At 63.0% G+C, this 26,077-nt stretch carries 31 protein-coding genes; 12 read left to right on the forward strand and 19 right to left on the reverse strand.

All coding sequences use genetic code 11. The features are described from left to right. Positions 1-239: 239 nt before the first annotated feature. A complete protein-coding gene (locus MTBLM5_RS04220) occupies positions 240-806 on the reverse strand; it encodes a site-specific integrase (protein WP_173974543.1) in 567 nt (188 codons plus the stop codon). 141 nt (positions 807-947) lie between these two features. Next, complete coding sequence (locus MTBLM5_RS04225) at positions 948-1,163, reverse strand: hypothetical protein (RefSeq protein WP_173974544.1); 216 nt, start codon at positions 1,161-1,163, stop codon at positions 948-950. Between the two features lie 395 nt (positions 1,164-1,558). Between MTBLM5_RS04225 and MTBLM5_RS04230 the strand changes: the two genes are divergently transcribed. Then, positions 1,559-2,722 carry a hypothetical protein gene (locus MTBLM5_RS04230; protein WP_173974545.1) on the forward strand — a complete coding sequence of 388 codons (1,164 nt, stop codon included), beginning with the start codon at positions 1,559-1,561 and terminating at the stop codon, positions 2,720-2,722. A gap of 203 nt (positions 2,723-2,925) precedes the next feature. After that, on the forward strand, positions 2,926-3,219 hold the full coding sequence (locus tag MTBLM5_RS04235) for a DUF6626 family protein (RefSeq protein ID WP_173974546.1): 294 nt from the start codon (positions 2,926-2,928) through the stop codon (positions 3,217-3,219). 45 nt (positions 3,220-3,264) lie between these two features. On the opposite strand, the gene MTBLM5_RS04240 is transcribed toward MTBLM5_RS04235, so the two are convergent. Beyond that, positions 3,265-3,702 (reverse strand): response regulator, encoded by a 438-nt coding sequence (locus MTBLM5_RS04240; protein ID WP_173974547.1) that lies wholly within the window; start codon positions 3,700-3,702, stop codon positions 3,265-3,267. Positions 3,703-3,930: 228 nt separating this feature from the next. Further along, on the reverse strand, positions 3,931-4,980 hold the full coding sequence (locus tag MTBLM5_RS04245; RefSeq protein ID WP_173974548.1) for a PAS domain S-box protein: 1,050 nt from the start codon (positions 4,978-4,980) through the stop codon (positions 3,931-3,933). A gap of 696 nt (positions 4,981-5,676) precedes the next feature. Here MTBLM5_RS04245 and MTBLM5_RS04250 point away from each other — a divergent pair. After that, positions 5,677-6,447 carry a hypothetical protein gene (locus MTBLM5_RS04250; RefSeq protein WP_173974549.1) on the forward strand — a complete coding sequence of 257 codons (771 nt, stop codon included), beginning with the start codon at positions 5,677-5,679 and terminating at the stop codon, positions 6,445-6,447. 350 nt (positions 6,448-6,797) lie between these two features. On the opposite strand, the gene MTBLM5_RS04255 is transcribed toward MTBLM5_RS04250, so the two are convergent. The 4 genes from MTBLM5_RS04255 to MTBLM5_RS04270 form a co-directional block, all read right to left on the reverse strand. Next, positions 6,798-8,276, reverse strand: coding sequence for an ATP-binding protein (locus MTBLM5_RS04255; protein WP_173974550.1), 1,479 nt, complete (start codon positions 8,274-8,276; stop codon positions 6,798-6,800). A gap of 81 nt (positions 8,277-8,357) precedes the next feature. Continuing rightward, a complete protein-coding gene (locus MTBLM5_RS04260) occupies positions 8,358-8,561 on the reverse strand; it encodes a hypothetical protein (protein WP_173974551.1) in 204 nt (67 codons plus the stop codon). Positions 8,562-8,611: 50 nt separating this feature from the next. Next, positions 8,612-9,295 (reverse strand): hypothetical protein, encoded by a 684-nt coding sequence (locus MTBLM5_RS04265; protein ID WP_173974552.1) that lies wholly within the window; start codon positions 9,293-9,295, stop codon positions 8,612-8,614. A gap of 18 nt (positions 9,296-9,313) precedes the next feature. Next, positions 9,314-9,910, reverse strand: a complete 597-nt coding sequence (locus tag MTBLM5_RS04270) for a formyltransferase family protein (RefSeq protein ID WP_173974553.1) — start codon at positions 9,908-9,910, stop codon at positions 9,314-9,316. 141 nt (positions 9,911-10,051) lie between these two features. Here MTBLM5_RS04270 and MTBLM5_RS04275 point away from each other — a divergent pair, with 141 nt between their 5' ends. Next, a complete protein-coding gene (locus tag MTBLM5_RS04275) occupies positions 10,052-10,405 on the forward strand; it encodes a cytochrome c family protein (protein ID WP_173974554.1) in 354 nt (117 codons plus the stop codon). On the opposite strand, the gene MTBLM5_RS04280 is transcribed toward MTBLM5_RS04275, so the two are convergent. Together MTBLM5_RS04280 and guaB are read right to left on the reverse strand one after the other, a co-directional pair. Further along, positions 10,389-11,696: an RsmB/NOP family class I SAM-dependent RNA methyltransferase gene (locus MTBLM5_RS04280; RefSeq protein WP_173974555.1), complete on the reverse strand. Its 1,308-nt coding sequence runs from the start codon at positions 11,694-11,696 to the stop codon at positions 10,389-10,391. The genes MTBLM5_RS04275 and MTBLM5_RS04280 overlap by 17 nt on opposite strands. A 6-nt stretch (positions 11,697-11,702) precedes the next feature. Beyond that, on the reverse strand, positions 11,703-13,163 hold the full coding sequence (gene guaB, locus MTBLM5_RS04285; protein ID WP_173974556.1) for an IMP dehydrogenase: 1,461 nt from the start codon (positions 13,161-13,163) through the stop codon (positions 11,703-11,705). Positions 13,164-13,303: 140 nt separating this feature from the next. On the opposite strand from guaB, the gene MTBLM5_RS04290 reads away from it, so the two are divergent. Continuing rightward, a complete protein-coding gene (locus tag MTBLM5_RS04290; RefSeq protein WP_173974557.1) occupies positions 13,304-13,645 on the forward strand; it encodes a host attachment protein in 342 nt (113 codons plus the stop codon). A 122-nt stretch (positions 13,646-13,767) separates the two neighbouring features. Here MTBLM5_RS04290 and MTBLM5_RS04295 read toward each other — a convergent pair whose 3' ends face one another. Together MTBLM5_RS04295 and MTBLM5_RS04300 are read right to left on the reverse strand one after the other, a co-directional pair. Then, positions 13,768-14,598 carry a hypothetical protein gene (locus tag MTBLM5_RS04295; protein ID WP_173974558.1) on the reverse strand — a complete coding sequence of 277 codons (831 nt, stop codon included), beginning with the start codon at positions 14,596-14,598 and terminating at the stop codon, positions 13,768-13,770. 122 nt (positions 14,599-14,720) lie between these two features. Continuing rightward, on the reverse strand, positions 14,721-15,098 hold the full coding sequence (locus MTBLM5_RS04300) for a c-type cytochrome domain-containing protein (protein ID WP_173974559.1): 378 nt from the start codon (positions 15,096-15,098) through the stop codon (positions 14,721-14,723). Between the two features lie 144 nt (positions 15,099-15,242). On the opposite strand from MTBLM5_RS04300, the gene trpB reads away from it, so the two are divergent. From trpB to MTBLM5_RS04335, 7 genes are all read left to right on the forward strand, one after another. After that, positions 15,243-16,466 (forward strand): tryptophan synthase subunit beta, encoded by a 1,224-nt coding sequence (trpB, locus tag MTBLM5_RS04305; RefSeq protein WP_173974560.1) that lies wholly within the window; start codon positions 15,243-15,245, stop codon positions 16,464-16,466. Further along, positions 16,466-17,287 (forward strand): tryptophan synthase subunit alpha, encoded by an 822-nt coding sequence (gene trpA, locus MTBLM5_RS04310; protein ID WP_173974561.1) that lies wholly within the window; start codon positions 16,466-16,468, stop codon positions 17,285-17,287. The genes trpB and trpA overlap by 1 nt, the downstream gene beginning before the upstream one ends. A 17-nt stretch (positions 17,288-17,304) precedes the next feature. Further along, the gene (locus MTBLM5_RS04315) at positions 17,305-17,676 is read left to right on the forward strand and encodes a GxxExxY protein (protein WP_173974562.1); all 372 of its coding nucleotides are present in this window, start codon (positions 17,305-17,307) and stop codon (positions 17,674-17,676) included. 75 nt (positions 17,677-17,751) lie between these two features. Continuing rightward, complete coding sequence (gene accD, locus MTBLM5_RS04320; protein WP_173974563.1) at positions 17,752-18,666, forward strand: acetyl-CoA carboxylase, carboxyltransferase subunit beta; 915 nt, start codon at positions 17,752-17,754, stop codon at positions 18,664-18,666. Then, complete coding sequence (locus MTBLM5_RS04325) at positions 18,666-19,973, forward strand: folylpolyglutamate synthase/dihydrofolate synthase family protein (protein ID WP_173974564.1); 1,308 nt, start codon at positions 18,666-18,668, stop codon at positions 19,971-19,973. The genes accD and MTBLM5_RS04325 overlap by 1 nt, the downstream gene beginning before the upstream one ends. A gap of 80 nt (positions 19,974-20,053) precedes the next feature. Then, positions 20,054-20,488, forward strand: a complete 435-nt coding sequence (locus tag MTBLM5_RS04330) for a thermonuclease family protein (RefSeq protein ID WP_173974565.1) — start codon at positions 20,054-20,056, stop codon at positions 20,486-20,488. Positions 20,489-20,654: 166 nt separating this feature from the next. Continuing rightward, the gene (locus MTBLM5_RS04335; RefSeq protein ID WP_173974566.1) at positions 20,655-21,119 is read left to right on the forward strand and encodes a hypothetical protein; all 465 of its coding nucleotides are present in this window, start codon (positions 20,655-20,657) and stop codon (positions 21,117-21,119) included. Between the two features lie 105 nt (positions 21,120-21,224). On the opposite strand, the gene rpmB is transcribed toward MTBLM5_RS04335, so the two are convergent. The 7 genes from rpmB to groL form a co-directional block, all read right to left on the reverse strand. Beyond that, positions 21,225-21,521 carry a 50S ribosomal protein L28 gene (gene rpmB, locus MTBLM5_RS04340; protein ID WP_173974567.1) on the reverse strand — a complete coding sequence of 99 codons (297 nt, stop codon included), beginning with the start codon at positions 21,519-21,521 and terminating at the stop codon, positions 21,225-21,227. Between the two features lie 158 nt (positions 21,522-21,679). Further along, positions 21,680-22,099, reverse strand: coding sequence for a cupin domain-containing protein (locus tag MTBLM5_RS04345; RefSeq protein ID WP_173974568.1), 420 nt, complete (start codon positions 22,097-22,099; stop codon positions 21,680-21,682). A 14-nt stretch (positions 22,100-22,113) separates the two neighbouring features. Further along, on the reverse strand, positions 22,114-22,686 hold the full coding sequence (locus MTBLM5_RS04350; protein WP_173974569.1) for a protein phosphatase CheZ: 573 nt from the start codon (positions 22,684-22,686) through the stop codon (positions 22,114-22,116). Between the two features lie 101 nt (positions 22,687-22,787). Further along, positions 22,788-23,783, reverse strand: coding sequence for a methylmalonyl Co-A mutase-associated GTPase MeaB (gene meaB / locus MTBLM5_RS04355; protein ID WP_254430903.1), 996 nt, complete (start codon positions 23,781-23,783; stop codon positions 22,788-22,790). Between the two features lie 13 nt (positions 23,784-23,796). Next, positions 23,797-24,114 (reverse strand): hypothetical protein, encoded by a 318-nt coding sequence (locus tag MTBLM5_RS04360; RefSeq protein ID WP_173974571.1) that lies wholly within the window; start codon positions 24,112-24,114, stop codon positions 23,797-23,799. Positions 24,115-24,160: 46 nt separating this feature from the next. After that, the gene (locus MTBLM5_RS04365; RefSeq protein ID WP_173974572.1) at positions 24,161-24,313 is read right to left on the reverse strand and encodes a hypothetical protein; all 153 of its coding nucleotides are present in this window, start codon (positions 24,311-24,313) and stop codon (positions 24,161-24,163) included. Positions 24,314-24,423: 110 nt separating this feature from the next. After that, positions 24,424-26,067 carry a chaperonin GroEL gene (gene groL, locus MTBLM5_RS04370; protein WP_173974573.1) on the reverse strand — a complete coding sequence of 548 codons (1,644 nt, stop codon included), beginning with the start codon at positions 26,065-26,067 and terminating at the stop codon, positions 24,424-24,426. Positions 26,068-26,077: the final 10 nt, after the last annotated feature.

The raw sequence follows: 26,077 nt of genomic DNA on the forward strand, positions 1-26,077 counted from the left end.
GGCTACACATCTAAAAGATATACTCGTTACTGAAAAACAGCTACTGTCATTCGCGGCAACCAGAGCTATCAAAAACAGAATTCCCCTTGATCAACTCACTGAGGGCGTCACGATGAATGCTTCCTGTCGCGTTATGCCGATGGGTGGCGTCATGCGGGGAGGGCGTAGGCTGCCTATCACTGGGCCATACAGATTCAAGTGCCCGAATCTGGCACATCCCGGTCATCCACCAGGGACAGCTACAACCCCTCCACAGCAGCTTTCATCATCTGGTCATTGACTTCGATGTAGCGCTGCGTGGTGGACAGGTGACGATGGCCCGCCAGGGTCATGATCACTTTGGCCGAAACGCCGCTGTGGGCCAATTGCGTGATAAACCATCGCCGACCGCTGTGGCTGCTCGCACCATCAATTCCGGCCAGTGCGTAAATCTGTCCGAATAGCTGGCAGAGCGTGTTGGCCGAGAACGCCGTGGCCTTTTGTGTCACGAGAAACGGCGCGGCCCGATTCGTTGTCGTGTTACACGACAGGAAGCGCTCCAATTCGCGGCGCAGCTTGCCACTGACGAACACCGTCCTGGCCTCGGCAGTCTTGGTATAATGGGCTGGCAGCACGATCTGGTCCTTCACGCGGCCATCGCCATCAATGACATCGCCGAGCTTCAAATGGGCGATCTCGCCGACGCGCATTCCCGCATAGAAGCTGAGCATGAGGGCCACGCGGTTGCGGGCTGCATGACGCTGATTTGCGACAACGGACAGCACGCGCTTGAGTTCCGCCTCGCTGAGTACCTTGGCCTGTTTCATCGCTTTACCTAATGAAAAGTTATTCCGTTAGGCAAATCATTATATGATAAAAGGCACAGCAGGCCCGACCGCAATTATCTGCGTTGATAATCAAGCAGTTAACGGTAAACATAATAAAATGTAGCTTTTCTTATGTTTTGCTCAGGCGCTGGCGTTTGTAGCTGCTAGCTTGATTAACTCGCCTTGGCGCTTGGTCAGGGACGCTCTGACGCTGTTTACCTGCTCGCGTTTTTTCTGCACGGATGCCGCTTGCTTGAGTTTCTTCGCCTGATCGGCCTTGGCATCGGCCTGTCGCTTCAGATTGTCCGCGAAGCTGTTGGCCGCGGCCTCCTCCGTCATGAATTCCCACGCCCGCATCGTCGCCTCCCTGTTGTCGGGTTTCACGACACTATTTATGGGCATGAGCATGTTGTTGGGATTCCCGACAAGTTGGCTGCGTAGAGGCCGACCGCCTGTAGGTTAAACCTACGGGCGCGGGTGTCGTGTAACACGACAAGGCGATAATCAACTGAAATTCACCTATAAGATCAATGACTTGCAAACAGCATGATTGTCGCAATGCAGCAATGTGGCGCGACGTGACAAGACGGCAGAAATAATTTTCCACATCCGCGTTGGCAGCGCTGCTGATCGGGATAAATACAATGCTGGGGCTTAACTGCGTCCGACGGGATCAGTGACAGCCTCTTTCATCAGCGTTTTCCAGGCCGCCCCAGCGTTTTCACTGAAAACGCTCATGGAGGAAAACGCAAATGGCAAACATTCAATGGAACAGACACATCAACAAGCTATGCGAGCACCAAGGGGGCCATCGGTATGACGACATGCTGATCGGCTGCATCGCAGCCTTTCATCAAAAGGGGCGTTCGTCCGAGAAGCAGGGAGAATGGCTGGTCAGGCAGTTGGACATGCACTACGGCATCCAGGTGGCCCATCACGGCGCAATACAGATGACGAAGGCGCAGCGTCGGCCAATCAAGGAAGCCGTGGATTGGACAAACGCCCATGCATCAAGTGGCCGCATGGCCTATCTGAACGGGCGCTTTCCACACACTTTTCACACCGTTTCCACACGGTTCCCACACAGTTTCCACACCAAAGGGGCAAATTCGTCTGTTGATACAACGACTTATGAAGTCACTATTGCTAAGCTATTGCTAAAACTAATCGATGCGCCTTTGGCTCACTCGCGGCCTTCGGCCACGCCCAATGGCCCTTCGGTCGATTTCGTCGATGGTGGCTCGCTTGTGGCTCGCCACTCGGAAGAAAGAGATGTGATCTGCCCAATCGGAATGAATGACAATGTGATTGACGATGCGGCTGCGCCACTTCGTGGCTTCGCCGCCAAATCGGACGAGCCATTGGAGAGAAAGAGGGAGCCACTTGGAGGGAATGAGGAGTTCGCCACTTGGGCAAAGGCCAATCGGACAGCAGCTCAGGTGAAGGCCAATTCCAAGGCCACGATATCGCTTTGGGTCGCTGGCAGTTCGCGCAGCTATGTGCGCGGCCAATTGGAGGTCGGAGACAAGAAGTACCGCGTGAATTTCCGCAGCCCACGTCACGTCGAGGAATTGGTCTATGTGGAGCGCGGCCAGGACGTGGAAGCGCGGCAGTGGTACGAGGCAGTCAGCAGCCAGGTCATTCCCTTCTGGCTGGACAAGGCCGAAGCTGCCGAGGGCAGATTGGCCCGTAAGCACGTCGCCAGCGCCATCCATGAATTCCAGGATAGAAATTGCGAAGGGCATGGCGTGAACTGCGGCATTGCGTTCATGGGCTATCGAGGCGATGTGCCCTCACGCTGTATCGTGCAGCTCAATGGCACTGACTGGAAATTTGACCTCCAGCCAATCCGTAGCGCGAAACTGAAATCGCCCCAGTACAAGGCGACCGCCGAGCGGTCTTCTGCAGCAGCATAGCGATGACGGCCTGATGTACGGCCTCCTCAATGGTCACTACCTCATTGGCAAAGCCGATCTCGCAATAGCCCCTCGGCAAATAGGACAGTCTGTTCATGGCGTTTTCTCCTCCTTGCGGCAGCATCCATCGTGGCGCTGCTCCGCAAGCGTATTTAGCGCGGAGGGCTAAATAGCGGGACGAAACGCCTTGGGGGAGAACGGACATGCTGTTGGAAACGGTCTATAGGGAATTGCGGGATATGTGGATGGTCGAGAGCCAGTATGAGTTTTCGCGGTTTTGGCTCGGCCAATCGCGCAGCTATATGTCCTGCGCCAAGGCGCGGCAGCGGCCACCGTCATTGCTGGTTCTGATGCGGCTGTCGCAGCGGCTTGCATCAATGTCGGCCAAATACGCCGCAGTGGCGACAACCGAGATGGAACTGACCAACTGCCGCAAGCTCAGCGAATTGAACGGCATCGTTGGCAACGCGGTCAGGGCGGAGGCGTTGTCGGTTTAACCGACAGGAAGCAGGTGTCGTTTTTCCCGACAAGTTGGTCGCGGATCAGCCTGTGAGGCGATCCCGCTCATTCTCTAAGTCGGCGTATTTATTTCGCCCGATCGCATCCCAAAATCGCTTAAACCCAGCGATTTCATCCGTAAAGTCATCAATATCTGCATGCTTCTTCAGAAAGAAGTCAGCCCCATGCTCATAGCAATTACATCTTTTGCTCTCGTAATCGGCCGTCGTTAGCATAACAACCGTTATATGATTAAATTTATGGTCACGGCGCATCTGTAAAAGCATTGAACAGCCAGTGATGGCGGGCATATTAACATCCAAAAAAACTATATGCGGCCCATATCCTTCATTTACGTTTTCTTCTAATATTTTTAATGCATGACGGCCATCTGTATGAAGCTCTACATCATTGTGAAAGCCAACGGCTTTCAATGCCATAATTGTTAAAGCTGCATCTTCGATGCGGTCATCAACCAACATTATGCGTGTATGCCCCATAACGGCCCCACTTCGCTATCCGCACAAAATTTAGTGCGGAGGTTCTGTAGCTGCGTGAGTACGACGCCCATCAGGATCAGGAGGCATAGTTGCGGCTACGGCTAAAGTATAAAGACGGATTGTGTGGGCCGAATAGCCGATGACATCACCTGCGTATTTCTACCCAAGGTGTTCGCTGGATTGATTGGGCGGAGACTGGAGGGCTAAGCCTCAGGAATCCAAATGTGCGATAATTTCGGCCAGCGTTAACCCGACCGCCGCAGCTTCATTGACAATTTCAATTACGTTGCTGATGCGTGCTTTTATATAAATCCGAGCGCGATGCCCCTCAACGGTTCTTGTGCTGGCATGTAGATGAGCTGCGATAGCCTTATTACCCATACCTCTAAGCGCGCCCGACAAAACTTGACGCTCACGATCAGTAAGATTGGCCAAACGCTCCCAAAAAGATTGCTTTGCTTGGCTGGTCCTGATCAGTTCAGCCTTAGCCTCCATCTTTTCGGTAATGTCCTCGGCTGCAATGATTATGCCGCTGACCACACCAGCAAAATCCGTCCAAGGCTGCACGGCCCAACGCAGCCAGTATTTGCTGCCATCGGCTTGAACCCATAAATCTTCATCGTTTTGCATGCTGGCACCAGCCAAACAGCGCTGGTGCACAATTTTCCATTCTAATGGCATGTCTGGTAGTAACTGATAGTGATTTAACCCAATTAAATCGGAATGTCCTTTTCCGAATTCTTTAATCCAGCGATCGCTTACCGACATATAATTCATATTCATATCAAACATTGCCATTGAGACTGGGGCGTATCGGATGAACGCTGTCAACTGATCACGAGATTTTTGAGCGCTTATTTCCCGCGCTTGCTCGGCGAGTTTGCGCTCGGTGATATCAGTTGCCGAGCAAATGACACCAATGATCTCGCCATTGCCATCGTAACGGGGTTCGATGTTCAGATCGTAGTACGAGATGGGGCCGTTTGGCGCTGAGGCGAGCACCTCTTGTTGTTTTGGCTCCCCACTTTTCATGACGCTGCGCTTGAGTGCGCCGATCGCTCTGGCGGCCCCAGCCTCCATGATATCGTCGTCTGTTTTGCCAATAACCTCTTGCGCCGCATAGCCGAGCTTAGGATTGAATATCCACGTATAGCGGAGATCCAAATCCTGCTCAAAAACTACGATCGGGGAATTAGCCAAGGCCAGCCTGAACCTGCTCTCGTTGAGGAGGAGCGCGGCTCTTTCTATTTCGCTGGTCATGTAGCGAATGCGTTCATCAGCACCCCATTTCAGGCCCGCAAAATGAGCCAGCAGATTCTAAAGGCATAGTGCAGCATATATGGGAAGGAAAATACGCGAGCGCACACCTGCGTAAATTTACCCAGGCACTGGCGGCGCTAAAATGACGGAGATCAATTGAAGCGGCGTTGTCCTTGCATGAGGCAGGGCAGTCAGACAGGAGGCAGTTGTCGTGTTTCCCGACAAGTTGGCCGCATCGCCGTCGTGTTACACGACAGCCGACCGCCGCGTTCGGTGGTCAGATTTCCCATTATAGCATACGATAACGAGCAAAAACGGGCAAGAACATATAACGAACATATTGCGCTACAGCGAGCCGCTTGAGCGTCTATGACGATGAAAACATTGAGAAAAGTGTCAATGAATTAGCAATTTCGTTAGCAGTTTAAAAAATCGCTTCATAATATATTGTTTTCTCACGGTAAAACGGATTCGCTTGCAATCTCTGACTCCGCCAGTCTAGGTTCGAATCCTAGTCCCCCAGCCATTCTCTAATTTTCCAATAAAATCAAACACTTAGCCGCCTCGACGAGGGGTGAAGATCCCCTCGTGTGTAGAAGCGTTGCAGGGGTGTTTTGTGGGGAATGCCTCCATTGCTCCCACCCCTCTTCCGAGGTAGCATGGGTTAAGCCTTCCTCAACTGCACGGCTGCCTCCCATGCTGATCGAAAAGGAGCTAAGGGCCGACGGCCTCTCCGTTGATGCGGTTCTGCACTACGCTGATGCTCGTGGTGCCGCATCCCGCCGCAATATCACCGTCCGCCGCATCTTCATTGAAGATGGCGACCTTCACTTCGACGCTTATTGCCATTTGCGGCGGGCGCCTCGGACGTTTGTCGGCAGGAACGTCATTGATCTCGTTGCCCCGGAAACCGGAGAGATTCTGAGCGCTCTTGAATTTGCTGCGCAGGCACTTCGAGTGTCGCGACAACAACTCGGTGAAATGGTCACAGCCAGACGCGCAAAGCGTCCGCGCACCAGTGAGATTGATATCAAGTGGGATGGGCACGGCTACATTGACGGGTGGGAGTTTGGTGTGCCTGATTGCTTCAAGTTGGCTCTCGACATCGAACTGACCACTTATGTCGAGACCGTGAAGCTCGCTGACGGACGCTCGCAAAAGAACTACCGGCAAGAATGGACGCGAGGTGCACCACCGTTGCTTCAATTTAGCGCGGGCGACATATTTTACGCCCCACCGGAAGTGCGTCGCATCCTCTGGGGTGACGCGCTAAAGATCGTCCGCCGTTGCGTTCAGATTTCCGAAGCCAAGCCAGATGCAATGGATGAATATGACCCTACGGTTACGCTGCCAGGAGAAGTGACCTTTCTGCTACTCGAATACAAAGGTGGGGAAATCGTTCGAGAGGGATTCCGGACCTTAAGCCAAAAGGCGTTTTACGACTATCTTAGAACTGGCGATGTTTAGCGCCGCTCTATAGTCCCCGCCCAGCGCCCCGGGTCGGCACTGTGCCCTTGCCCGGCGCACCTCGGTATGCTCGACGCCTCACCATGCCGCCTGACGACCTCGTCGCACTTATGACGAAAAATCCGACCCTATCGCATGCCTATGCCGTCGCCATCGTTCAGGAGTGGTGCGCCAAGATGGGGGCTGGGGCAAATGACGTGCAGAAGGGTGGCGAGGGCGATCGCAATCACACGCCCATCAAGTACCCATCAAGTACGGCGGCGGCGCGCTAACCAACTGATAGGACACAACCTATTTTTCCGGAGAGCTGCGGCCCAACAGGTGGGAAAGGGCTTCCCATCAAGTACCCATCAAGTACCCGGATGGCGCGCCCAGAACGGGATATAGCGCATCAGCTTGGGCGCGGCGTTCTCGTCATAGGGCAGGACGAGGCCGGAAACGACGGCTTCCCGGATGAACCGGGAGGCCGTGGACATGTTCTGCTTCTCGATGCCGAAGCGCTCCCGGATTGTCGCGTTGGTCATGGCCTCCTGGCTGACGTATTTCAGGCAGGCGTGCAGGTAGCAGGCCCTGATCCGGTCGTCCTTATCCATCTGGGTAAGAGGACTGTGGGCCTGGAGGATCGCGCTGGTGTTGTCGCCGCTGATGGCGAACAACGGCGCCGGCAACTGATAGAGCTCCGTCTGGAACACCACCTTGTCCACGCCGCTGCCGCGCTCCTCGCAGACGCCGAAGCGCCGCATGAGGCCGGCCAACTGCTCGTTGCGTGAGCGCGGCGGAGTGTCGAGGAAGCGGTCAGGTGACACCAGCGGCTTGCCGGGATTGGTGATCTCCAGCCGGTTGTCGAATATCTCGACCATCGGCCCGGCGCCGGTGATGGACAGGTCCTGATGGATGAGGGCGTTGGCGACCAACTCGCGGACGGCCAGTTCGGGATACATGGGAACAGTCCTGCGGAGAGCGCTGCCGATCACCTCGTTGGTCGGCATCAGGCCGTTGACGAAGGAGACAAGCCCCTCGAAGCCGTTGGCATAGCCCTTGGTCCCCACCTGCTCCTTGATGGTCTCGACCCGACTGTTGCCCTTGTAGTGAATGACGCGCACCGCCTTACGGCCAAGGCTGGGGAATTCGCCCAGCTTCTTGGCCAGCAGCAGGGCGCCGAGATTGGTGATGGTCCAGCGGCCGTTGGCGCTCCGCACGATCAGCCGCTCGCCGGCCAGAGCGTCGAGGAAGCCGGCTCGCCCCTCGGGCAGCGGCAGGTTCAGCAGATCAAAATAGGCGGGATAGTCGAGCAGACGAAGGACGTCGTCGTCCCCGACATTCTCCATGGCCGGCTGAAGCTCGAAGGGGGTGTCGTCAAAGGCGCGCCACAGGACGCGGGCCTTCTCCGGCTGCTCCTTGAGGTTCTTGGTGTAGGAGCCGACCCGGATGAACGCCTGGCCCTGGAAATGGGTTGGCTGACTGATGGCGCGGGGGATGGTCAGCACCACCACCCGGCGGCCGTCTACTTGGCCGGTCGAGATGACGAAATGGAGGCGCGGCTGCAACAGCTTGTTTAGCCATCCCTCAAGCACCTCGTTGCCCTTGCTCGTCTTGACGGGGTCGAACTCGGTGCCGACGATCTCGTGGGTGCCGTTCTCGATGCCCCAGACCAGGTAGCCTTCCTTCTGGCCGGCCAGGGCGGCGGAGTTGGAGATGGCTGAGATGTACTCGCCGATTTCCTCGGGGTTCGCCTTGTTCTGCTTGAACTCGACCCACTCGATTTCAGCGGGCAGATCGCGCAGCCCTCGAATCAGGTCGGTCAGTTGCTCGTCGGTCAGGCGCGACATCGGGTTCGTGTCCGGTGTGATGGTCGGCGCCACACGGCGCGCGGTCGATCTTACATGGAGACGGTGAGAGACACTACAGCCCTACTTCCCCGATCTCCTCGGCGCCCTCGGCCCCCGCCACAAGGTTGGGTTCGAATATTCGCGGACATGGAGAATCGGCTCCTTGCCGGAGTGGATGGACGCTTGGCCGGCGGTGTCGACCTGTGTCTCCACGTCGAACTGGCGCTCCAGTATCTGGGTGGTGCCGTCGAAGGCGGTGGCAAATTGGTTCGCCGACTTGCTCATCCGTCCCCTCGCCCAGGCCCAACAACGTGGCGTGCGAGGTCCGCCCCGGCTCAGCCCAGCCCGGCCAGCTTCAGCATCGGCACCAGGGCCGGCAGCAGGGTCTGGCGGTTCTGCTTCAGGAAATCCGCCAGGGCGGCGGCGGCGACGATCGCCACCCGCGCGTATTCGTCGGTGGCCAGCGCCCCATAGGCCGCCCGCACGGCCGCGCCCGACAGCGGCGTGTGCAGGCGGAACACGATGTCGAGCACGCCGCTGGGCAGATCCTCGACCAGACCGCATGCCTCGACGGCGGTGATGTCGGCGGGGCCGATGCCCAATTCCTCGTGCAATTCATCCAGCACCTGGCGGCGGGGGTCGGGCTGGGCCAGGCCGCCGGCCGGGGCGGCTTCCCACAGGCCGGGATCGGTGGCGACGTCGATGCCCCTTTGCCCCAGCACCAGGCCATCGGCGCACAGCAGCAGCCCGGTCACCCCCAGGGGGCGGAAGGTCAGCCCGTCACCGACCAGGTCGGGGGCCAGGCGCCGCGCCAGGACATGGCGATAGTCCGATCGCTGAATGCGCAAGACATCAAGGCCCGCCGATTCCAGCCCATAGACCGGCCCATTGGTCAGGCGGTCGCCGCGCTTCGTCTTCTCGGCCTGCCAGATGGCGGCAATGCGTTCCGCCAGGGCCGGCGGCGATGACCAGGCTGGGCCGACCTCAAGCCGGAAGCCAGGGTTCAGCGGATGGCTCACCACCTGCTCCATGGCCGGCTAGGCCGCCACCGAGGCGATGGCCAGCCGGGCCAGCGGGGCGTAAAGCGGCAACAGCCGCTCCTTGACCTGTTCGGCATATTCGGCGGCCGACAGGGTCGGCGGGCAGGGGGCGATATCCATCCACACGGTGGCCGCGACCCGGCCGGCATCGACCTCTTCCACCATGTGGTGGGCGGTGATGGCGACGCGGGCCTCGCCGGCCTCGATGGCCCGGCGCACCGGCTCGGCCCCGGCATAGTCCGGCAGGGCGCCGCGATGCAGGTTGATGGCAAAGCGGGCCTGGGCCAGCATCGCCGCGGTCAGGATCGAGCGCCACGACAGCACCAGCAGCAGATCGGCCCGGTGCTCGGGCAGCATCTGGTCCAGGCCTTTCGCCTGGGCGACGTCCAGACAGTGCAGGGGCACCCCTCCAGCGGCGCAGAGGGCCTGGTAGCGGGCCAGTTCCGGGCGCGGGCCGCCCCCTTCCTTCCTGGGCAGATTGGGGTGGGTGTAGACCGCCGCCAGCTCGACCAGCGGATTGTCGATCAGGACATCTTGCAGGACCCGCAATCCCGGCTCTCGTCCCAACAAGGCGACGGTGCGCAGCTTCTTCAACGATGTGGTCCAGTCCTGTCCGCGAGCATGTTTCATTTTTCGACGAAACCGCGCCCGGTTCAATCGGCGAAATCCAGCTTTGACGGCCGAAACAGGCAAGATATCATCGGCAGCGATAAATAAGACCCCTGGAGGCCGAGAATGAAGTCCCTTGCCGCCGTCACCGCCCTTGTCGCCCTGTCCATCGCCTTGCCGGCGGCCGCTCAGGACGCGGCGGCGGTCAAGAAGTGCCTGGCCTGCCACACCTTCGAAAGCGGCGGCGCCAAGAAGGTCGGCCCCAATCTGTTCGGCGTCTTCGGACGCGAGGCCTCGGTCCCCGAACTGGCCGGCAAGGGCGTGGTGTGGAACGAAGCGGCCCTGATGGAATATCTGGAAAATCCGTCGGCCTTCGTGGCGGCCAAGACCGGCGGCGCGGCCAAGAGCAAGATGGCCCTGCTGATCAAGGACGAGGCCGAGCGCAAGGCGGCCATCGCCTATCTCAAGACCCTGAAGTAGGTCCAACCCGTTCCAGCACGGCGGCGAAGAATCCGTCGGTGCCGTGCGAGAACGGGGACAGCCGCAGAGTGGGCTGGTCGACCGGGCATTCGGTGCCGACCAGTTCGGACCACAGGCCGGGCACGGGCACCAGCTTGAAATCCGGGTGGCTGTCCAGGAAGGCCTCGATTTGGCTTTCGTTCTCGTCGGGCAGGATCGAGCAGGTGGCATAGATCAGCCGCCCGCCGGCCTTCACCAATCGCGCGGCGCTGGCCAGGATCACCCTTTGGCTGTCCACCAGTTCGGCCAGATCGGTGGTGGTCAGGTTCCACTTGGCGTCGGGGTTGCGCCGCCAGGTGCCGGTGCCGGTGCAGGGCGCATCGACCAGCACGCGGTCGTAGGACCCGGCCGAGCGCTTGATCCATTTGTCGGCGGCGCCCGAAATCACCCGGCGGGTGACGTTGTGCACGCCGGCCCGGCGCAAGCGGTCGGCCGCCTTGTCGACCCGCCATTCGGCGACGTCGCAGGCGACCAGCCGGCCCTTGTTTTCCATCTGGGCGGCGATCGCCAGGGTCTTGCCGCCGGCGCCGGCGCAATAATCGCACACCGCCATGCCCGGTCGGGCATCGGTCAGCAGCGCCACCAATTGCGAGCCCTCGTCCTGGATCTCGACCAGGCCGGTGCGCCACGCCTGCAACTGCACCATCGGCGCCCGCGCGGTCAGGCGCAGGCCCAGCGGCGACCAGCGGGTGGGTTCGGCCTTGATTTGCTCGGCGGCCAGGCTGGCGATGGCCGCGCCCCGGTCGCCCTTCAGGCTGTTGACCCGCAAATCCAGCGGCGCCTCGTCGCGCATGGTGCCGACCTGGGCGGCCAGATCGCTGCCCCACAGCGCTTCCAATTTCGGCGTCAGCCATTCGGGGAACTCGCCCCTGACCCAGGCCGGCTGGTCGCGGTGGAACAGGTCGCAGCCCTTCAGGCGCTCCATCAGGCGCTTTTCCTCGCGGCCGGGCGGCGGCGCCGAATGGGCACCCTGGAACAGCGCGGGCTCCAGGCTTTGGCCCTCGAAGGCCAGGTCGGCCAGCACGCGGGCGCGGGCCTCGGCCGGATGCTCCAGGCGCTCCAGCCACCAATCGATGCGGGCCTTGCGGCGCAGCACCCGCCAGACCGTGTCGGCGACGGCGCGGCGATCCTTGGCGCCGATATAGCGGCGGTTCTTGAAGAAGAACGACGCCACCTGGTCGGCGGGCCGGGTCTCGGATTCGATGGTGGCCAGCAGCTCGATGGCGGCGGCGATACGGGCTGCTGGTGTCACCTGCCGCTACTCGCTTTTATAGTTCGGCGCTTCCTTGGTGATCGACACGTCGTGGACGTGGCTTTCACGCAGGCCCGCCGAGGTGATGCGGCGGAAGGTGCAGCGGGTCTGCATTTCCGGGATGGTACGGTTGCCGGTATAGCCCATGCCGGCGCGCAGGCCGCCCACCATCTGGTGGATGACCGTGCCGACCGGACCCTTATAGGGAACGCGGCCTTCGACGCCTTCGGGGACCAGCTTCAGCTTGTCGTTGACGTCGGCCTGGAAATAGCGGTCGGCCGAGCCGCGCGCCATCGCCCCGATCGAGCCCATGCCGCGATAGGATTTGTACGACCGGCCCTGGAACAGGAACACCTCGCCCGGGCTTTCCTCGGTGCCGGCGAACAAGGACCCGATCATCACGCAATCGGCCCCGGCGGCGATGGCCTTCGAGATGTCGCCGGAATATTTGATGCCGCCGTCGGCGATCAGGCAGATGCCGGCCTTGCGGGTGACTTCGGCCACTTCCATCACCGCCGACAATTGCGGCACGCCGACGCCGGCGACCATGCGGGTGGTGCAGATGGTGCCCGGCCCGATGCCGACCTTGACGGCGTCGGCGCCGGCATCGGCCAGGGCCTGGGCGGCGGCGGCGGTGGCGATGTTGCCGCCGATCACCTGGGCGCGGTCGGACAGGCGCTTGATCTGGCGGACGGTGTCGATGACGCCCTTGGAATGGCCGTGGGCGGTATCGACGACGATGACGTCGACCTCGGCCTCCAGCAGGGCCTGGGCGCGCTTGATGCCATCGGGGCCGACGCCGGTGGCGGCGGCGACGCGCAGGCGGCCCTGTTCGTCCTTACAGGCATCAGGGTGGGCCTGGGCCTTCTCGATGTCCTTGACGGTGACCAGGCCGGTGCAGCGATACTCGCCATCGACCACCAGCAGCTTCTCGATGCGGTGCTGGTGCAGCAGGCGCTTGGCCTCGGTCTTATCGACGCCCTCGCGCACGGTGATCAAGGTGTCCTTGGTCATCAGCTCGGCGACCGGCTGATGAACGTCCGAGGCGAAGCGGACGTCGCGGTTGGTCAGAATGCCGACCAGGCGGCGCGTGCCGCGCTCGACCACCGGGATACCGGAAATCTTGAAGTCGGCCATCAGCTTCAGCGCTTCGGCCAGCGGCTGGTCGGGGTGAATGGTCACCGGATTGACCACCATGCCCGACTCGAACTTCTTGACCATGCGGACTTCCGAGGCCTGGGCCTGGATGTCGAGATTCTTGTGGATCACGCCGACGCCGCCGGCCTGGGCCAGGGCGATGGCCAGGCGCGATTCGGTGACGGTGTCCATGGCCGCCGACACCAGCGGGATGCCCAGCTCGATCGAGCGGGTCAAGCGGGTGCGGGTGTCAACCTGCGTGGGAAGAACGTCTGATTCCGCCGGAACCAGCAGAACATCGTCGAACGTCAAAGCTTCCTTGATTTCCATGTCACCTCCGGCCGGCGCGTGAAACCGCTCTAATAGCAGCTATGCCCTCGGGTGTGCAACGGAGTACCCCCCTGTGCGTGGCATCTGTGCTATGCTTTTTGGCAAGAGCGCACGTTCAACGCTCGCGAGGGGAGGTTGCCATGCGTTCCTCCGATACCTGGGTGTGTGTGGCCGACGGTTCGCGCGCATCCTTCTTCCGCTGCGATGGGCCCCGGCACGATCTGGAGCCGGTGATGGGCTACGGCGTTCCCGCCGACGGCCGCCCATTCCTGGGCCGGGTCGCCGGCCAGTTGGACCGCGCCGCCCGCACCCGTTTGTTCGAGCATCTGGTGCTGGTCGGCCCCCAATCTGTGCTGTCGGCCCTTCAAGGGCAGATGACGCCCGACACCAGGCAATTGGTGGTGGGCGAGGTCGATCGCGATTTGATAAGGACCACACCGCGCGAATTGACCACCTGCCTGCGCGACTGGCTGCCGCATTAGGCGCGAAGCGCGGCCCGTGCCGGGCTGCTCAGTCGCCGCTCGGGCTTTTTCTACCACCGCCTTAAGCCCGGCGGCGTTTGAGCCGGCCCGGCACGGGCATGCGCCCCGCGCCTAATCCGCGCTCACCCTGACTTCTGCAGCAGGCGGGCGATTTCGACGAAGAACGGTCCCAGCAATTTGTCGGGAGCCAGGTTCCAGCGCCGGGTGAAGGCGCGGATACGGTCGGATGCAAACGTGTCCAGCTTGAGGCTGGCGTAAAGCGCGTCGAACAGCCGGCCCATATGGCCTTCGGTGAAGGCGAACTTGGCGCGCTCTTCCGCCTTCAGGGCGACGAACGAGGTCGAGCCGGTCGAGACCGCACTGGGATTGGCGTTCAGCACCACCAGGAACCAGTCGCGGCGAGCGTCGAAGCGGGTGAAGCTTTTGGTGACCAGCACCAGCACCTGTTCCAGGATCAATCCGGCCTCGGGGTCCTCGTGCAGGGCGTCCCAGGCGACCATGCCGTCATCGCCGCGATGGGCGGTGGCCAGCGCCTTGGCTCGCTGGCGCAGTTGCTCGTGCGCCTCTTCACCGATCATCATGCGCACCGCCGACAGGAATTGCGGCAGCCGCTTGCGCTCGATTCCCGACGGCGTGTCCAGCAGGGCGGCGATCGGGTGCACCACCATGCGGCCCAGCGGGTCGCGGCGCTGCCGCTCGATGGCGATGCGGTTGAAGACGTCCTCGCAGGTCCGGGTCTGCTGGTAATAGACCGTCGCCAGCGGGCCGCCGGCTCCCAGGATCGCCTGGGCGATCCGTTCGACGTCGGCCACCGCCACCTGGCCGTCGATGGCGATTTCGCGCACCAGATCAAGCAGGGCCCGCACGGCGACCCCGCTGACATGGCGGCAATGTTGGCCTTCGGGGGCTTCCGGCCCTTTCGGCTCGTCTTCGGTTTCGGCTTCCTCGGCCACGGGCGGCGATCCAGAGAGAACTTGCGCACAAGCCTACTCTGGGCCGGTGCGCGGCGGAAGTGCCAAAACGCGAAGGGCCGGCCCCCTGGCGGAGGCCGGCCCCGGACTTCTGCGACGCAGGTTTAGTTGTTCTGCGCGCCCTGCTTGATCCACTTGCGGATCAAGTCGCGGTCGCAAGAGGTCAGCTTCTTCTTGCCGTGCGGCATCTGCAGGGATTTGTCGGCCTTGCCGTCGATCAGCACCATCAGGTTGCTGGTGACGGGGTCGCCGGCCACGATCATCGGACCGTGCTTGGTGCCCTTCATGACGCCTTCATAGGTGGTGAGGTCCAGGCCGCTTTTCTCGAAGCCATCCTGGCCGGCCTGGTGGCAGGCCACGCAACGGACCTGCAAAATGGGGTGGACGTCCTCGGAGAAGCTCACGGGGGCTTCCTTGGCGAGGGCGGGCGAGGCGACGGCGAGGGCCAGGGCGGCCAGCGCGGCGGCGCGGAAGGTGATCATAAGCGGGAACTCCCCATATCCTGTCTAGTTCAGAAAGTTTGCAACTTAGCGACCGTTTTGGCAATGGCCGGGCTGCTAAAAAATCTCCCCAACCGGCTGTCTTCATGCTTTATTGGCGGCCCTTCCGGTTGGTTGGATGATGATATGTCGAGCTTGAACACCTACCGCGCCGGCCCGGACGAGCGTGGCCATTTCGGTATCTATGGCGGCCGCTATGTCGCCGAGACCCTGATGCCGCTGATCCTGTCGGTGGAAAAGGCCTATGGCGAGGCTCGGAACGACCCGGCCTTCCAGGCCGAATTCCGCACGCTGCTGGCCCAATATGTCGGCCGGCCCAATCCGCTGTATCACGCCGCCCGCCTGACGGAAGCTTGGGGCGGCGCCAAGATCTTCCTCAAGCGGGAAGACCTGAACCATACCGGCGCGCACAAGATCAACAATTGCATCGGCCAGATTCTGCTGGCCCGGCGCATGGGCAAGGAACGCATCATCGCCGAGACCGGCGCCGGCCAGCATGGCGTGGCGACGGCGACGGTGTGCGCGCTGTTCGGCCTGAAGTGCGTCATCTATATGGGCGCCACCGACATCGAGCGTCAGGCCCCCAATGTCTATCGCATGAAGCTGCTGGGCGCCGAAGTCCGCCCGGTCACCTCGGGGGCGGCGACCTTGAAGGACGCCATGAACGACGCCCTGCGCGACTGGGTCACCAACGTCGCCGACACCTATTATCTGATCGGTACGGTGGCTGGGCCGCACCCGTTCCCGGCCATGGTGCGCGACTTCCAGTCGGTGATCGGCGACGAGGTCCGCACCCAGATGCAGGCCCAGGAAGGTCGCCTGCCCGACAGCCTGGTCGCCTGCATCGGCGGCGGCTCGAATGCCATGGGGCTGTTCCACCCGTTCCTGGACGATCCCAGCGTGCGCATCATCGGCGTCGAGGCCGGCGGCCACGGGCTGGACAAGCTGCACGCCGCAAGCTTGACCGGCGGCCGTCCCGGCGTGCTGCACGGCAACCGCACCTATCTTTTGCAAAATGACGACGGCCAGATCCAAGAGGCCCATTCGATCTCGGCCGGCCTGGATTATCCCGGCATCGGGCCGGAACATTCGTGGCTGCACGATAGCGGCCGGGTCGAATATGTGTGGGTCACCGATGACGAGGCCTTGGAGGCCTTCCAGTTCGTCACCCGCGCCGAAGGCATCATCCCGGCGCTGGAATCCAGCCACGCGCTGGCCCATGCCGCCAAGATCGCCGGCACGCTTTCCAAGGATCATCTGATGGTGATCAACCTGTCGGGACGCGGCGACAAGGACGTCAACACCGTGGCGCGCGCCCTGGGCGACGTCCATCTGGGAGGGCTGGTGTAATGAGCCGTCTTGCCGCCCGCCTGTCGTCCCTGGCCGCCGACAATCGCGCTGGATTGGTGACCTATGTGATGGGCTTCGATCCCGACCGCGCCACCAGCCAGGCCATCTTCGACGGACTGCCGGCGGCCGGCGCCGACATCATCGAATTCGGCATGCCGTTCACCGATCCCATGGCCGACGGCCCGGCGATCCAATGGGCGGCCGGCCGCGCGCTGGAAGCCGGCGGCAGCCTTCGCGGCGTCCTTGAGATGGTCGCCGCCTTCCGAGAAAAGGACGCCGCCACTCCGGTCGTGCTGATGGGTTATTACAATCCCGTCTATGCCTGGGGGCCGGAAAAGTTCTGCGCCGACGCGGCCCGGGCCGGGGTGGATGGCCTGATCCTGGTCGATCTGCCGCCGGAAGAAGCCGACGAATTGCTGCCCGCTTGCCGGGCCAACGATATCGACTTCATCTTCCTGACCACGCCGACCAGCGACGATGCCCGCCTGCCGGTGATCGTCGGCAACGCCTCGGGCTTTGTTTACTACGTCTCGATCGCCGGCATCACGGGCACCGCCTCGGCCTCGAACCAGGCCATCGGTGACGCGGTGGCGCGGATCAAGGGCCATACCAGCCTGCCGGTCTGCGTCGGCTTCGGCATCAAGACGCCCGAGCAGGCCGCCGACGTGGCGCGTCTGGCCGATGGCGTAGTGGTCGGCTCGGCCATCGTCGCCGCCGCCGACGAAGCCAAGAAGGCAGGCGCCGACCCGGTGGCCGCGGCCCTGGGCCTGGTCGCCAAGCTGGCCGAAGGCGTGCGGGGCGCGCGCAGGCCGGCGTCATGAGACACAGATGAACACAGATGAACACCGATGAGCGGGATCCGCTGACGGCGGCCGTCCTGGCCGCGGCGTTCGAAGTGTCCAACCAGTTGGGGCATGGCTTTCTCGAGGCGGTGTACCAGCGGGCCTTGCTGAGGGAACTCGCTTTACGGGACGTTGCCGTCGAGCGTGAGGTTGCCTTCAAGATCAGGTATAAGGACGCCGAGATCGGGACCTATGTCGCCGATCTGGTTGTGGATCGGCGGGTCATTGTGGAACTGAAGGCTGTCGAGGCGCTGTCGCCGTCCCACATGGGGCAGTGTCTCAATTATCTCAGGGCGAGTGGCCTGCGGGTCGGCTTGGTTTTGAATTTTGGCAGGCCCAAGCTTGAATTCAAACGGCTCGCGCTTTGATCATCATCTGCGTTTATCTGTGTTCATCTGTGTCTTGAATTCGATGTATCTGACCGTTCGGAAGGTAATCCGCGCATGAACTGGCTGACCAACTACGTCCGACCGAAGCTGCAGGCCCTGGTCCGTCCGAAGGAAGTGCCGGACAATCTGTGGCACAAGTGTCCCGGCTGCGGTCACATGATCTTTCACCGCGATCTGGAAAAGGCGCTGAACGTCTGCGGCCATTGCGGCCATCACATGCGCCTGTCGGTCAAGAAGCGCCTCGAGATGCTGTTCGACGAAGGCCGCTATACCCGCATCGAGCTGCCCAAGATCGCCGACGATCCGCTGAAGTTCCGCGACCAGAAGCGCTATAGCGACCGCCTGAAGGAAACCCGCGCCAAGACCGGCGAGCACGACGCCATCGTCGTCGCCCACGGCAAGATGGGCGGGCTGGGCGTGGTGATCGCCGCCTTCAATTTCGATTTCCAGGGCGGCTCGATGGGCGTCGCCGTCGGCGAGGGCATCGTCGCCGCCGCCGAACTGGCGGTGTTGCAGGACGCGCCCTTGATCGTCATCCCGGCTTCGGGGGGGGCGCGCATGCAGGAAGGCATCCTGTCGCTGATGCAGATGGCCCGGACCACCGTGGCGGTCGACAAGGTCAAGGAAAAGCGCCTGCCCTATATCGTGCTGCTGACCGACCCCACCACCGGCGGCGTCTCGGCCAGCTTCGCCATGCTGGGCGACATCGCCATCTCGGAACCCGGCGCGGTGATCGGCTTCGCCGGTGCCCGCGTCATCGAGAACACCATCCGCGAGAAGCTGCCCGAGGGCTTCCAGCGCGCCGAGTACCTGCTGGACAAGGGCATGGTCGACATGGTGGTGCCGCGCCGCGACTTGCGCGCCACCCTGGTCCGCGTGCTGTCGCTGTTGAAGAACCGCGCCCCGGCCGGCGATCTGGTCACCCTGCCGGTCGAGATCGACAACCCCGAGGCGCTGGCCCGCATGTGATGGTCGATGCGGTTCTGGACCGGCTGACCCGGCTGCACCCCAAGGTCATCGACCTGTCGCTCGACCGGGTGCTGACCCTGCTGGACAAGCTGGGCCATCCGCAATTGCGGCTGCCGCCGGTGGTCCATGTCGCCGGCACCAACGGCAAGGGCTCGACGGTGGCCTTTCTCAGGGCCTTCGCCGAGGCGGCGGGGCTGCGCGCCCATGTCTATACCTCGCCGCATCTGGTTCGCTTCAACGAACGCATCCGCGTCGCCGGGCAGTTGCTGGACGACGCCGCCCTGATCGCCCTGCTGGAGGAGATCGAGGCGGTCAATGACGGCGCGCCGATCACCTTCTTCGAGATCACCACGGCGGCGGCCTTCCTGGCCTTCACCCGCACGCCGGCCGACCTGACCATCCTGGAGACCGGGCTAGGCGGGCGGTTGGACGCGACCAATGTGGTCGAACGTCCGGTGCTGACCGTGCTGACCCCGATCGCCATGGATCACGAGCAGTTCCTGGGCGGGCGCATCGAAGCCATCGCCGCCGAGAAGGCCGGCATCATGAAGCGCGGCGTGCCGTGCGTCATCGCCGACCAGGGGCGCAAGGTCATCAAGGTCCTCGAGGCCCGCTCGCTGGAAATCGGCGTGCCGTTGATCCGCGAGGGCAAGGACTTCTTCCTGCGCGCCACGCCCGACGGCGGCAGCCACTACAAGGGCACCAGCGTCGAATGGACCCTGCCGGCCCCCGGCCTGGCCGGCGCCTTCCAATTGCGCAATGCGGGCGTCGCCCTGGCCGCCATCGAGCGCCTGAGCCGCACCGAGAAACCGCCGGTGATCCCGGAATTCCCGCCCGCCGCCCTGGCGCTGGGGATGAAAAGCGTGCACTGGCCGGCCCGCCTGCAGCGCCTGAGCAAGGGGCCGCTGGTCGAGCGTCTGCCGGCCGGCTGGGAGCTGTGGCTGGACGGCGGCCACAATCCCCACGCCGCCGAAGCCATCGCGCGCCATGCCCGCTCGTGGCGCGACATGCCGCTGATGGGACTGTTCGGCATGCTGTCGACCAAGGATGTCGATGGCTATCTGGAACCGCTGGCGGCGCGCTTCCATTCCCTGCGCACCGTCACCATCCCCGGCGAGGCGACCAGCCTGTCGGCCGAGGATGCCGCCGCCGCCGCGACCCGGCATTTCTGCATGGACGCCGCCCCGGCCGCGTCGGTCGAGGCGGCGCTGGACGCCCTGGTCGCCAGCCATTCCCACAGCCCGGCCCGCGTGCTGATCTGCGGCTCGCTGTACCTGGCCGGCAAGGTGCTGGAACAGAACGGCTGAGCATCCTGTTTTGTTCTCAATTTATTGATTTAGACGGGTGTCGGTGATAAGGTCATGCGCGTTAACATCGCGTGTGTGCCATGAATTGTACGCAACTGTCCTTGGCTGTTCTGCTGCTGACCGTCCCGGCCCTGGCTGGGGCGGCGCCCGAACGTATCCGCGGTCCGGTCGAGGCCGAGGTGCTGACGGTCAAGGATGGCGACACCATCGCCGTGCGCGCCCACATCTGGCCCGGCCATTATGTCGAGGTGGCGGTCCGTCTGGCCGGCATCGACACCCCCGAAATCCGGGGCAAGTGTGACCGCGAACGCGATTTGGCACAAAAGGCGCGCGACAGCCTGGCGCAATGGACCGCTTCGGGCCGCGTGCTGCTGACCGACGTCACCTACGACAAGTATGGCGGCCGCGCCGTGGCCAAGGTGGGCACCGACGACGGCAGCGACGTTGCCTCCCGCCTGATCCAGGCCGGCTTGGCCTATCCCTATGAAGGCCGCACCAAGCAGGGGTGGTGCTGACGACGACCCTGCGCTTGTAGGCGCGCAAAGGGTGTGGCACGATAATTTGCCGCATCCAGGGGGTGGCGCTATGCGCGGTTTGGCGATTCTCGGTTTCGTTGGCGGGTTCTGCTTGGCCGCTCCCGCGTTGGCGGGGGGATTCGATTTCGGGTTCGCCCGGCCCGGCATGGCCGAGGCCGAGTTGCGCGCGGCCTACGACAATCCTGGGATCAAGGTCGTCTGCACCTCGGACAGCGAATCCCTGCCGTCGGCGATTGCCCAGGCCTTGGCTGTGGATCCTGTCCTGGCCGGCCGTGGGGTGGCGCGCTGTCGCCATCTCAAGCGCACCGACAAAGGCGGGTGGAAGGCCATCGAGGTCAAGCTGTGGGATGTCTGCTGTGCCGATCTGTTCGTGACCTTGGCTCCCGAAGCCAAGGATCGCCGGGTCGCCCGCATCAATGCCCGGGCGCCGGCCGCTGCCTTCATGCCGCTGATGGTGCATTTCGCGGTGGAATACGGCCCCTATGACAGTTTCACGGACAATGTGGCGATTTGGCACCGGGACGGACAGACCGCCTATCTGCTTTCTCGCGACAGCGCGGCCATTCTTCAAATCGAAGCCGATTCCCTCGACGCGCAATTGCGCCAGTGAGTGGCCGCTCAAGCGGGCGCTTGCGCCGTCGTCGCGTTCTGGTGCCCAAAAGCGAAAAGGCCCGGGATTTCTCCCGGGCCTTTTAAAAAGCAGCAGCGACCGAAATTAGGCTTCGGCCTTGGCAGCCAGGGCCTTCTCGACGCGGCGCTTCAGGCGGCGCGACTCGGCGGTCAGGCGGCTGTCGTTGGTGCCGGTCAGATAGGCGTCCAGGCCGCCATTGTGCTCGATGGTCTTCAGACCGCGGGTCGAGACCTTGATGCGAACCATCTGGTTCAGCGCGTCCGACAGAACCGAAGTGTCCTGCAGGTTGGGCAGGAAGCGACGACGGGTCTTGTTGTTGGCGTGGCTGACGTTGTTGCCGGTCAGGACGCCCTTGCCGGTGATGGAGCAACGACGGGCCATAAGCGTATCCTCTCTCGTCTCGTTCTGGCGGCGTGAAGAATCGCCGCGCGCATGACAAATCCGGTCCCGGGCAAGCCCGGGGAAGCCGCGTTTTTAAGGGGCGAACCGCCCTTCGTCAAGCGGATTCAGACAAGCCCCGGGCGGGCCGGCGGCAGGGGCTACTTTTTAACGTCCAGGACGACGTTGCTGGCCCCTTCGGCACCCATGGAAACGGTCAGGATCTTGACCGGAACGGTGCCGCGATTCAGTCCGCGATGGGTGACGGCCATCGCCTCGACGAAGGAATCGCCGGCCTTGAAGTCGCGCGTGCCATGGCTGCCGTAATCCACCGTCAGCTCGCCTTGCTGGATCAGCGCGAACATCGGCGTGCCGTGCTGGTGCAACACGGTCTCGGCGCCGGGCATGATGGTCACGATGCTGGCGGTGACCCGGGCCGGCCCGGTGCTCGGGTAATGGATGGTCTCGCCCAGGATGGTGGTGCCGGTGGCCAGCAACTCGACGGTGGGATAGGCGGTCTGGGCGCCGGCCCCGGTGGCGATCAGCGCGCAAAGTCCCGTCGCCAGCAGAAAAGCCTTCATCGCCACGGCCCGATCTAGCCGAACAGCTTGTCGATGTCGGTCTGGGCCAGCATGCGATCGACCTCGTCCTGGCTGACGCCCTGGCCGGGCAATTGCGGCCCGTGCAGCAGGTTCTTGTCGGGGTCGTCCTGCTTTTCCTTGATCTCGACCACCACCTTGGTCAGCTCTTCGCGACCCCAGGTGAAGATGATGGCGTTGATGCGCTCCTCGACGAACTTCATCGAGTTGACGACCTTGGTGATGCGCTGGCCGGTGATATCCTGGAACGAGCAGGCCTCGAACACGGTGTTCACCTTGTCGGTGACCTGGTCGAAGATATCCCCCAGCTTGCCGCCCTGGCAGTAGGTCCGGGCCTCGCCCATCAGGGTGTCGATGCCCTCGACGCTTTCCATGATCGAGTTGGTCGCACCCTCGGTGGCGTGGACGATGGCGTCCAACTGCTCGGACATCGAGCCGAAATGGTTCTCGGCGCCGGGCGGGTTCAGCGCGGCCAGTTCCTTGCGGATCTTTTGAAGGTGGCCGAACAGGCCGACCAGCTCTTTCTTGAGGATCAGCGAGTCTTGGGCCGACGGGTCGAGCTGGTTCATGTCAGGGGTCCCGAAGGGTCAAAAATGCGAGAAACACATCCTAATGTGCCAAGAGCCGTGCCGCAAAGCGAATTGGGCATTGGTATGGGGGAATTCCTCGTTCATTCGGACGATGGCGCCCGGTTGCGAAAGGCCTCGACCAATTGGCGGGCGGCGGCGCCGGGGGCCAGGAAGCCCCGGGTGACGCCCGCTTCCAGTTCGGGCAGTTGGCTGGCGACGGCTGGGTCGTCCTTCAGGGTCTGCAGCAGCGTCTCGGCGATCTCGCTCCACATCCAGGCGTGGGCCTGGGCGGCACGGCGTTCCTCGAAGCGGCCGGCCGCGCTCATGGTCTGGCGGAACTTCTCGACCGTTTCCCACACCTGGTCGATGCCGGATCGCGCCAGCGCCGAACAGGTCAGCACCGGTACCATCCAGGCGGCGCTGGCCGGGGTCAGCAGGTGCAGGGCGTTGCGATAATCCCGTGCGGCCCGGCCGGCCGCCGCTTCCAGGTCGCCGTCGGCCTTGTTGACGATGATGGCGTCGGCCAGTTCGACGATCCCCTTCTTGATGCCCTGCAGCTCGTCGCCGCCGCCCGGCACCAGCAGCAGCAAGAACAGATCGACCATGTCGGCCACCGCCGTCTCGCTTTGGCCGACGCCGACGGTTTCCACCAAGATGACGTCGAAGCCGGCCGCCTCGCACACCAGCATCGCCTCGCGGGTGCGACGCGCCACACCGCCCAGGGTGCAGCCCGACGGGCTGGGTCGGATGAAGGCGCGGCTATCGCGCGACAATTCCTCCATGCGGGTCTTGTCGCCCAGGATCGAGCCGCCCGAGCGTGGACTGCTGGGATCGACCGCCAGCACCGCCAGGCGGTGGCCGCGTTCGACCACGTTCAGGCCGAACGCCTCGATGAAGGTGGATTTGCCGGCGCCGGGGACGCCGGTGATGCCGACGCGGATCGAGCGGCCGGCATGGGGCAGCACCTCGTGCAGCAGGGCCTCGGCGGCCAGGCGATGGTCGGGGCGGGTCGATTCGATCAAGGTGATGGCGCGGGCCAGCGCGCGGCGCTCGCCGGCCAGCAAGGCCCTAGCCAGGGTTTGCGGATCAGGGAACAAGGGCGTCGTCGTCCTATTTCTTCTTGTCGGCAAGGAAGGTGGTGATGGCCATGGCCACCAGCTTGGCCCGGCTTTCATCGTCCAGATGGTCAAGGATCTGGCGTTTGGCGCGGACGGTAGCGGTGGCCTGGCGCAGCAGGGCCTGGCGTTCCGGGCTGATGAATTCCGGCACCGAGGAATCCAGGCGCTGGCGGGTCTGCTGGGCGGTGGCGGAGGGCAGGCGCTGGGCCTTGACCGCCTGCGACACCGCACGCGGCGCCATCTCGGCGGCGCGCCGCTGGATCGCCGCCTCTGCCTCTTTCTCGAACATCGCTTTCAGGAAACCGAACATACAGGCGCTCTCGGCTTAGAAGGACCTCCCATTCTAGCACGGCTACTCAGCGGAAGGGACTATCTGGAAACAGGCGCCAGACGACAAAGGCGATCCCAAAGAGAGCCAGCAAGATGACGGGCAGGAGCAGTTCGGCCTTGCAGGACCGGTAGACCCAATCGCCGAACATGTCCCACAAGATTTCGCCAAGCCACCGCATGCCCCACCCCTGAAAGGTGCCTCGCCGGGACCGTATCACGCGGTGGGTGCAACAAAAAACCCCCTTCCCGAGGGAAGGGGGTCTTCTGAACGATCAGGCTGACGGCGGACTTAGAAGTCCATGCCGCCCATGCCGCCCATGTCGCCACCACCCGGCATCGGGGGCAGGTCGCGCTTGGGCTTCTCGGCGATCATCGCCTCGGTGGTGATCAGCAGGCCGGCCACCGAAGCGGCATCCTGCAGAGCGGTACGGACCACCTTGGTCGGATCGATGATGCCGGCCTTGATCATGTCGGTGTAGGTGCCGGTCTGGGCATCGAAACCGAACGACGGATCGGTCGAGTCCATCAGCTTGCCGGCGACGACGGCGCCGTCATGACCGGCATTCTCGGCGATCTGACGGACCGGAGCCTGCAGGGCGCGACGGACGATCTCGAAGCCGACCTTCTGGTCTTCGTTGGCGGGCTTCAAGCCGGCCAGCACCTTGATGGCGTACAACAGGGCGGTACCGCCACCGGGGACGATGCCTTCCTCGACCGCGGCGCGGGTGGCGTGCAGGGCGTCATCGACGCGATCCTTACGCTCCTTCACCTCGACCTCGGAGCCGCCGCCGACCTTGATCACGGCAACGCCACCGGCCAGCTTGGCCAGACGCTCCTGCAGCTTCTCGCGGTCGTAGTCCGAGGTGGTCTCCTCGGTCTGCGCACGGATCTGCTTGCAGCGGGCTTCGATGTCGGTCTTCTTGCCGGCGCCATCGACGATGGTGGTGTCTTCCTTGGTGATGGTCACGCGCTTGGCGGTGCCCAGCATGTCCAGGGTGACGGTCTCCAGCTTGATGCCCAGGTCTTCCGAGATGACCTGGCCACCGGTCAGGATGGCGATGTCTTCCAGCATGGCCTTGCGGCGATCGCCGAAGCCGGGAGCCTTGACGGCGGCGACCTTCAGGCCGCCACGCAGCTTGTTGACGACCAGGGTGGCCAGGGCCTCGCCCTCGACGTCCTCGGCGATGATCAGCAGCGGACGGCCGGACTGCACGACGGCTTCCAGCACCGGCAGCAGCGGCTGCAGACCCGACAGCTTCTTCTCGAACAGCAGGATGTAGGGGCTGTCCAGCTCGACGGTCATCTTCTCGGCGTTGGTCACGAAGTACGGGCTGGTGTAGCCGCGGTCGAACTGCATGCCTTCGACGACGTCCAGCTCGGTGTCCAGGCCCTTGGCTTCCTCGACGGTGATCACACCCTCGTTGCCGACCTTTTCCATGGCCCGGGCGATCATGTCGCCGATCTCGCGCTCGCCGTTGGCGGAAATGGTGCCGACCTGGGCGATTTCCTCGTTGGTGGCAACCTTGCGCGAGCGGCTCTTGACGTCTTCGACGACGGCGGCGACGGCCAGGTCGATGCCGCGCTTCAGATCCATCGGGTTCAGGCCGGCGGCAACCGCCTTGCAGCCTTCGCGGACGATGCTCTGGGCCAGCACGGTGGCGGTGGTGGTGCCGTCACCGGCCAGATCGGCGGTCTTCGAGGCCACTTCGCGCACCATCTGGGCGCCCATGTTCTCGAACTTGTCGGACAGCTCGATCTCCTTGGCGACGGTGACGCCGTCCTTGGTGATGCGCGGCGCGCCGAAGCTCTTCTCGATCACCACGTTGCGACCCTTCGGGCCCAGGGTGACCTTGACGGCGTCGGCGAGAATGTCCACGCCGCGCAGCATCTTGGCGCGCGCTTCGGTGGAGAACTTGACTTCCTTAGCAGCCATTTTCGTTAAC

It is taken from the genome of Magnetospirillum sp. LM-5, from assembly GCF_902729445.1.
GTDB lineage: Bacteria > Pseudomonadota > Alphaproteobacteria > Rhodospirillales > Magnetospirillaceae > Magnetospirillum.

Excerpts from the sequence above, each read along its gene's own strand:
- MTBLM5_RS04255 (WP_173974550.1), bottom strand. The coding sequence starts at position 8,276 with ATGTCGCGCCTGACCGACGAGCAACTGACCGACCTGATTCGAGGGCTG.
- trpB (WP_173974560.1), top strand. The coding sequence starts at position 15,243 with ATGTCGAGCTTGAACACCTACCGCGCCGGCCCGGACGAGCGTGGCCAT.
- MTBLM5_RS04240 (WP_173974547.1), bottom strand. The coding sequence starts at position 3,702 with ATGTTGGTTGATGACCGCATCGAAGATGCAGCTTTAACAATTATGGCA.
- MTBLM5_RS04250 (WP_173974549.1), top strand. The coding sequence starts at position 5,677 with ATGCTGATCGAAAAGGAGCTAAGGGCCGACGGCCTCTCCGTTGATGCG.
- MTBLM5_RS04315 (WP_173974562.1), top strand. The coding sequence starts at position 17,305 with ATGAACACCGATGAGCGGGATCCGCTGACGGCGGCCGTCCTGGCCGCG.
- MTBLM5_RS04350 (WP_173974569.1), bottom strand. The coding sequence starts at position 22,686 with ATGAACCAGCTCGACCCGTCGGCCCAAGACTCGCTGATCCTCAAGAAA.
- MTBLM5_RS04290 (WP_173974557.1), top strand. The coding sequence starts at position 13,304 with ATGCGTTCCTCCGATACCTGGGTGTGTGTGGCCGACGGTTCGCGCGCA.
- guaB (WP_173974556.1), bottom strand. The coding sequence starts at position 13,163 with ATGGAAATCAAGGAAGCTTTGACGTTCGACGATGTTCTGCTGGTTCCG.
- MTBLM5_RS04260 (WP_173974551.1), bottom strand. The coding sequence starts at position 8,561 with ATGAGCAAGTCGGCGAACCAATTTGCCACCGCCTTCGACGGCACCACC.
- MTBLM5_RS04365 (WP_173974572.1), bottom strand. The coding sequence starts at position 24,313 with ATGCGGTGGCTTGGCGAAATCTTGTGGGACATGTTCGGCGATTGGGTC.
- MTBLM5_RS04230 (WP_173974545.1), top strand. The coding sequence starts at position 1,559 with ATGGCAAACATTCAATGGAACAGACACATCAACAAGCTATGCGAGCAC.
- MTBLM5_RS04220 (WP_173974543.1), bottom strand. The coding sequence starts at position 806 with ATGAAACAGGCCAAGGTACTCAGCGAGGCGGAACTCAAGCGCGTGCTG.
- MTBLM5_RS04330 (WP_173974565.1), top strand. The coding sequence starts at position 20,054 with ATGAATTGTACGCAACTGTCCTTGGCTGTTCTGCTGCTGACCGTCCCG.
- MTBLM5_RS04235 (WP_173974546.1), top strand. The coding sequence starts at position 2,926 with ATGCTGTTGGAAACGGTCTATAGGGAATTGCGGGATATGTGGATGGTC.
- groL (WP_173974573.1), bottom strand. The coding sequence starts at position 26,067 with ATGGCTGCTAAGGAAGTCAAGTTCTCCACCGAAGCGCGCGCCAAGATG.
- rpmB (WP_173974567.1), bottom strand. The coding sequence starts at position 21,521 with ATGGCCCGTCGTTGCTCCATCACCGGCAAGGGCGTCCTGACCGGCAAC.
- MTBLM5_RS04360 (WP_173974571.1), bottom strand. The coding sequence starts at position 24,114 with ATGTTCGGTTTCCTGAAAGCGATGTTCGAGAAAGAGGCAGAGGCGGCG.
- MTBLM5_RS04300 (WP_173974559.1), bottom strand. The coding sequence starts at position 15,098 with ATGATCACCTTCCGCGCCGCCGCGCTGGCCGCCCTGGCCCTCGCCGTC.
- MTBLM5_RS04335 (WP_173974566.1), top strand. The coding sequence starts at position 20,655 with ATGGCCGAGGCCGAGTTGCGCGCGGCCTACGACAATCCTGGGATCAAG.
- accD (WP_173974563.1), top strand. The coding sequence starts at position 17,752 with ATGAACTGGCTGACCAACTACGTCCGACCGAAGCTGCAGGCCCTGGTC.
- MTBLM5_RS04225 (WP_173974544.1), bottom strand. The coding sequence starts at position 1,163 with ATGCGGGCGTGGGAATTCATGACGGAGGAGGCCGCGGCCAACAGCTTC.
- MTBLM5_RS04275 (WP_173974554.1), top strand. The coding sequence starts at position 10,052 with ATGAAGTCCCTTGCCGCCGTCACCGCCCTTGTCGCCCTGTCCATCGCC.
- MTBLM5_RS04325 (WP_173974564.1), top strand. The coding sequence starts at position 18,666 with ATGGTCGATGCGGTTCTGGACCGGCTGACCCGGCTGCACCCCAAGGTC.
- MTBLM5_RS04245 (WP_173974548.1), bottom strand. The coding sequence starts at position 4,980 with ATGACCAGCGAAATAGAAAGAGCCGCGCTCCTCCTCAACGAGAGCAGG.
- trpA (WP_173974561.1), top strand. The coding sequence starts at position 16,466 with ATGAGCCGTCTTGCCGCCCGCCTGTCGTCCCTGGCCGCCGACAATCGC.
- MTBLM5_RS04345 (WP_173974568.1), bottom strand. The coding sequence starts at position 22,099 with ATGAAGGCTTTTCTGCTGGCGACGGGACTTTGCGCGCTGATCGCCACC.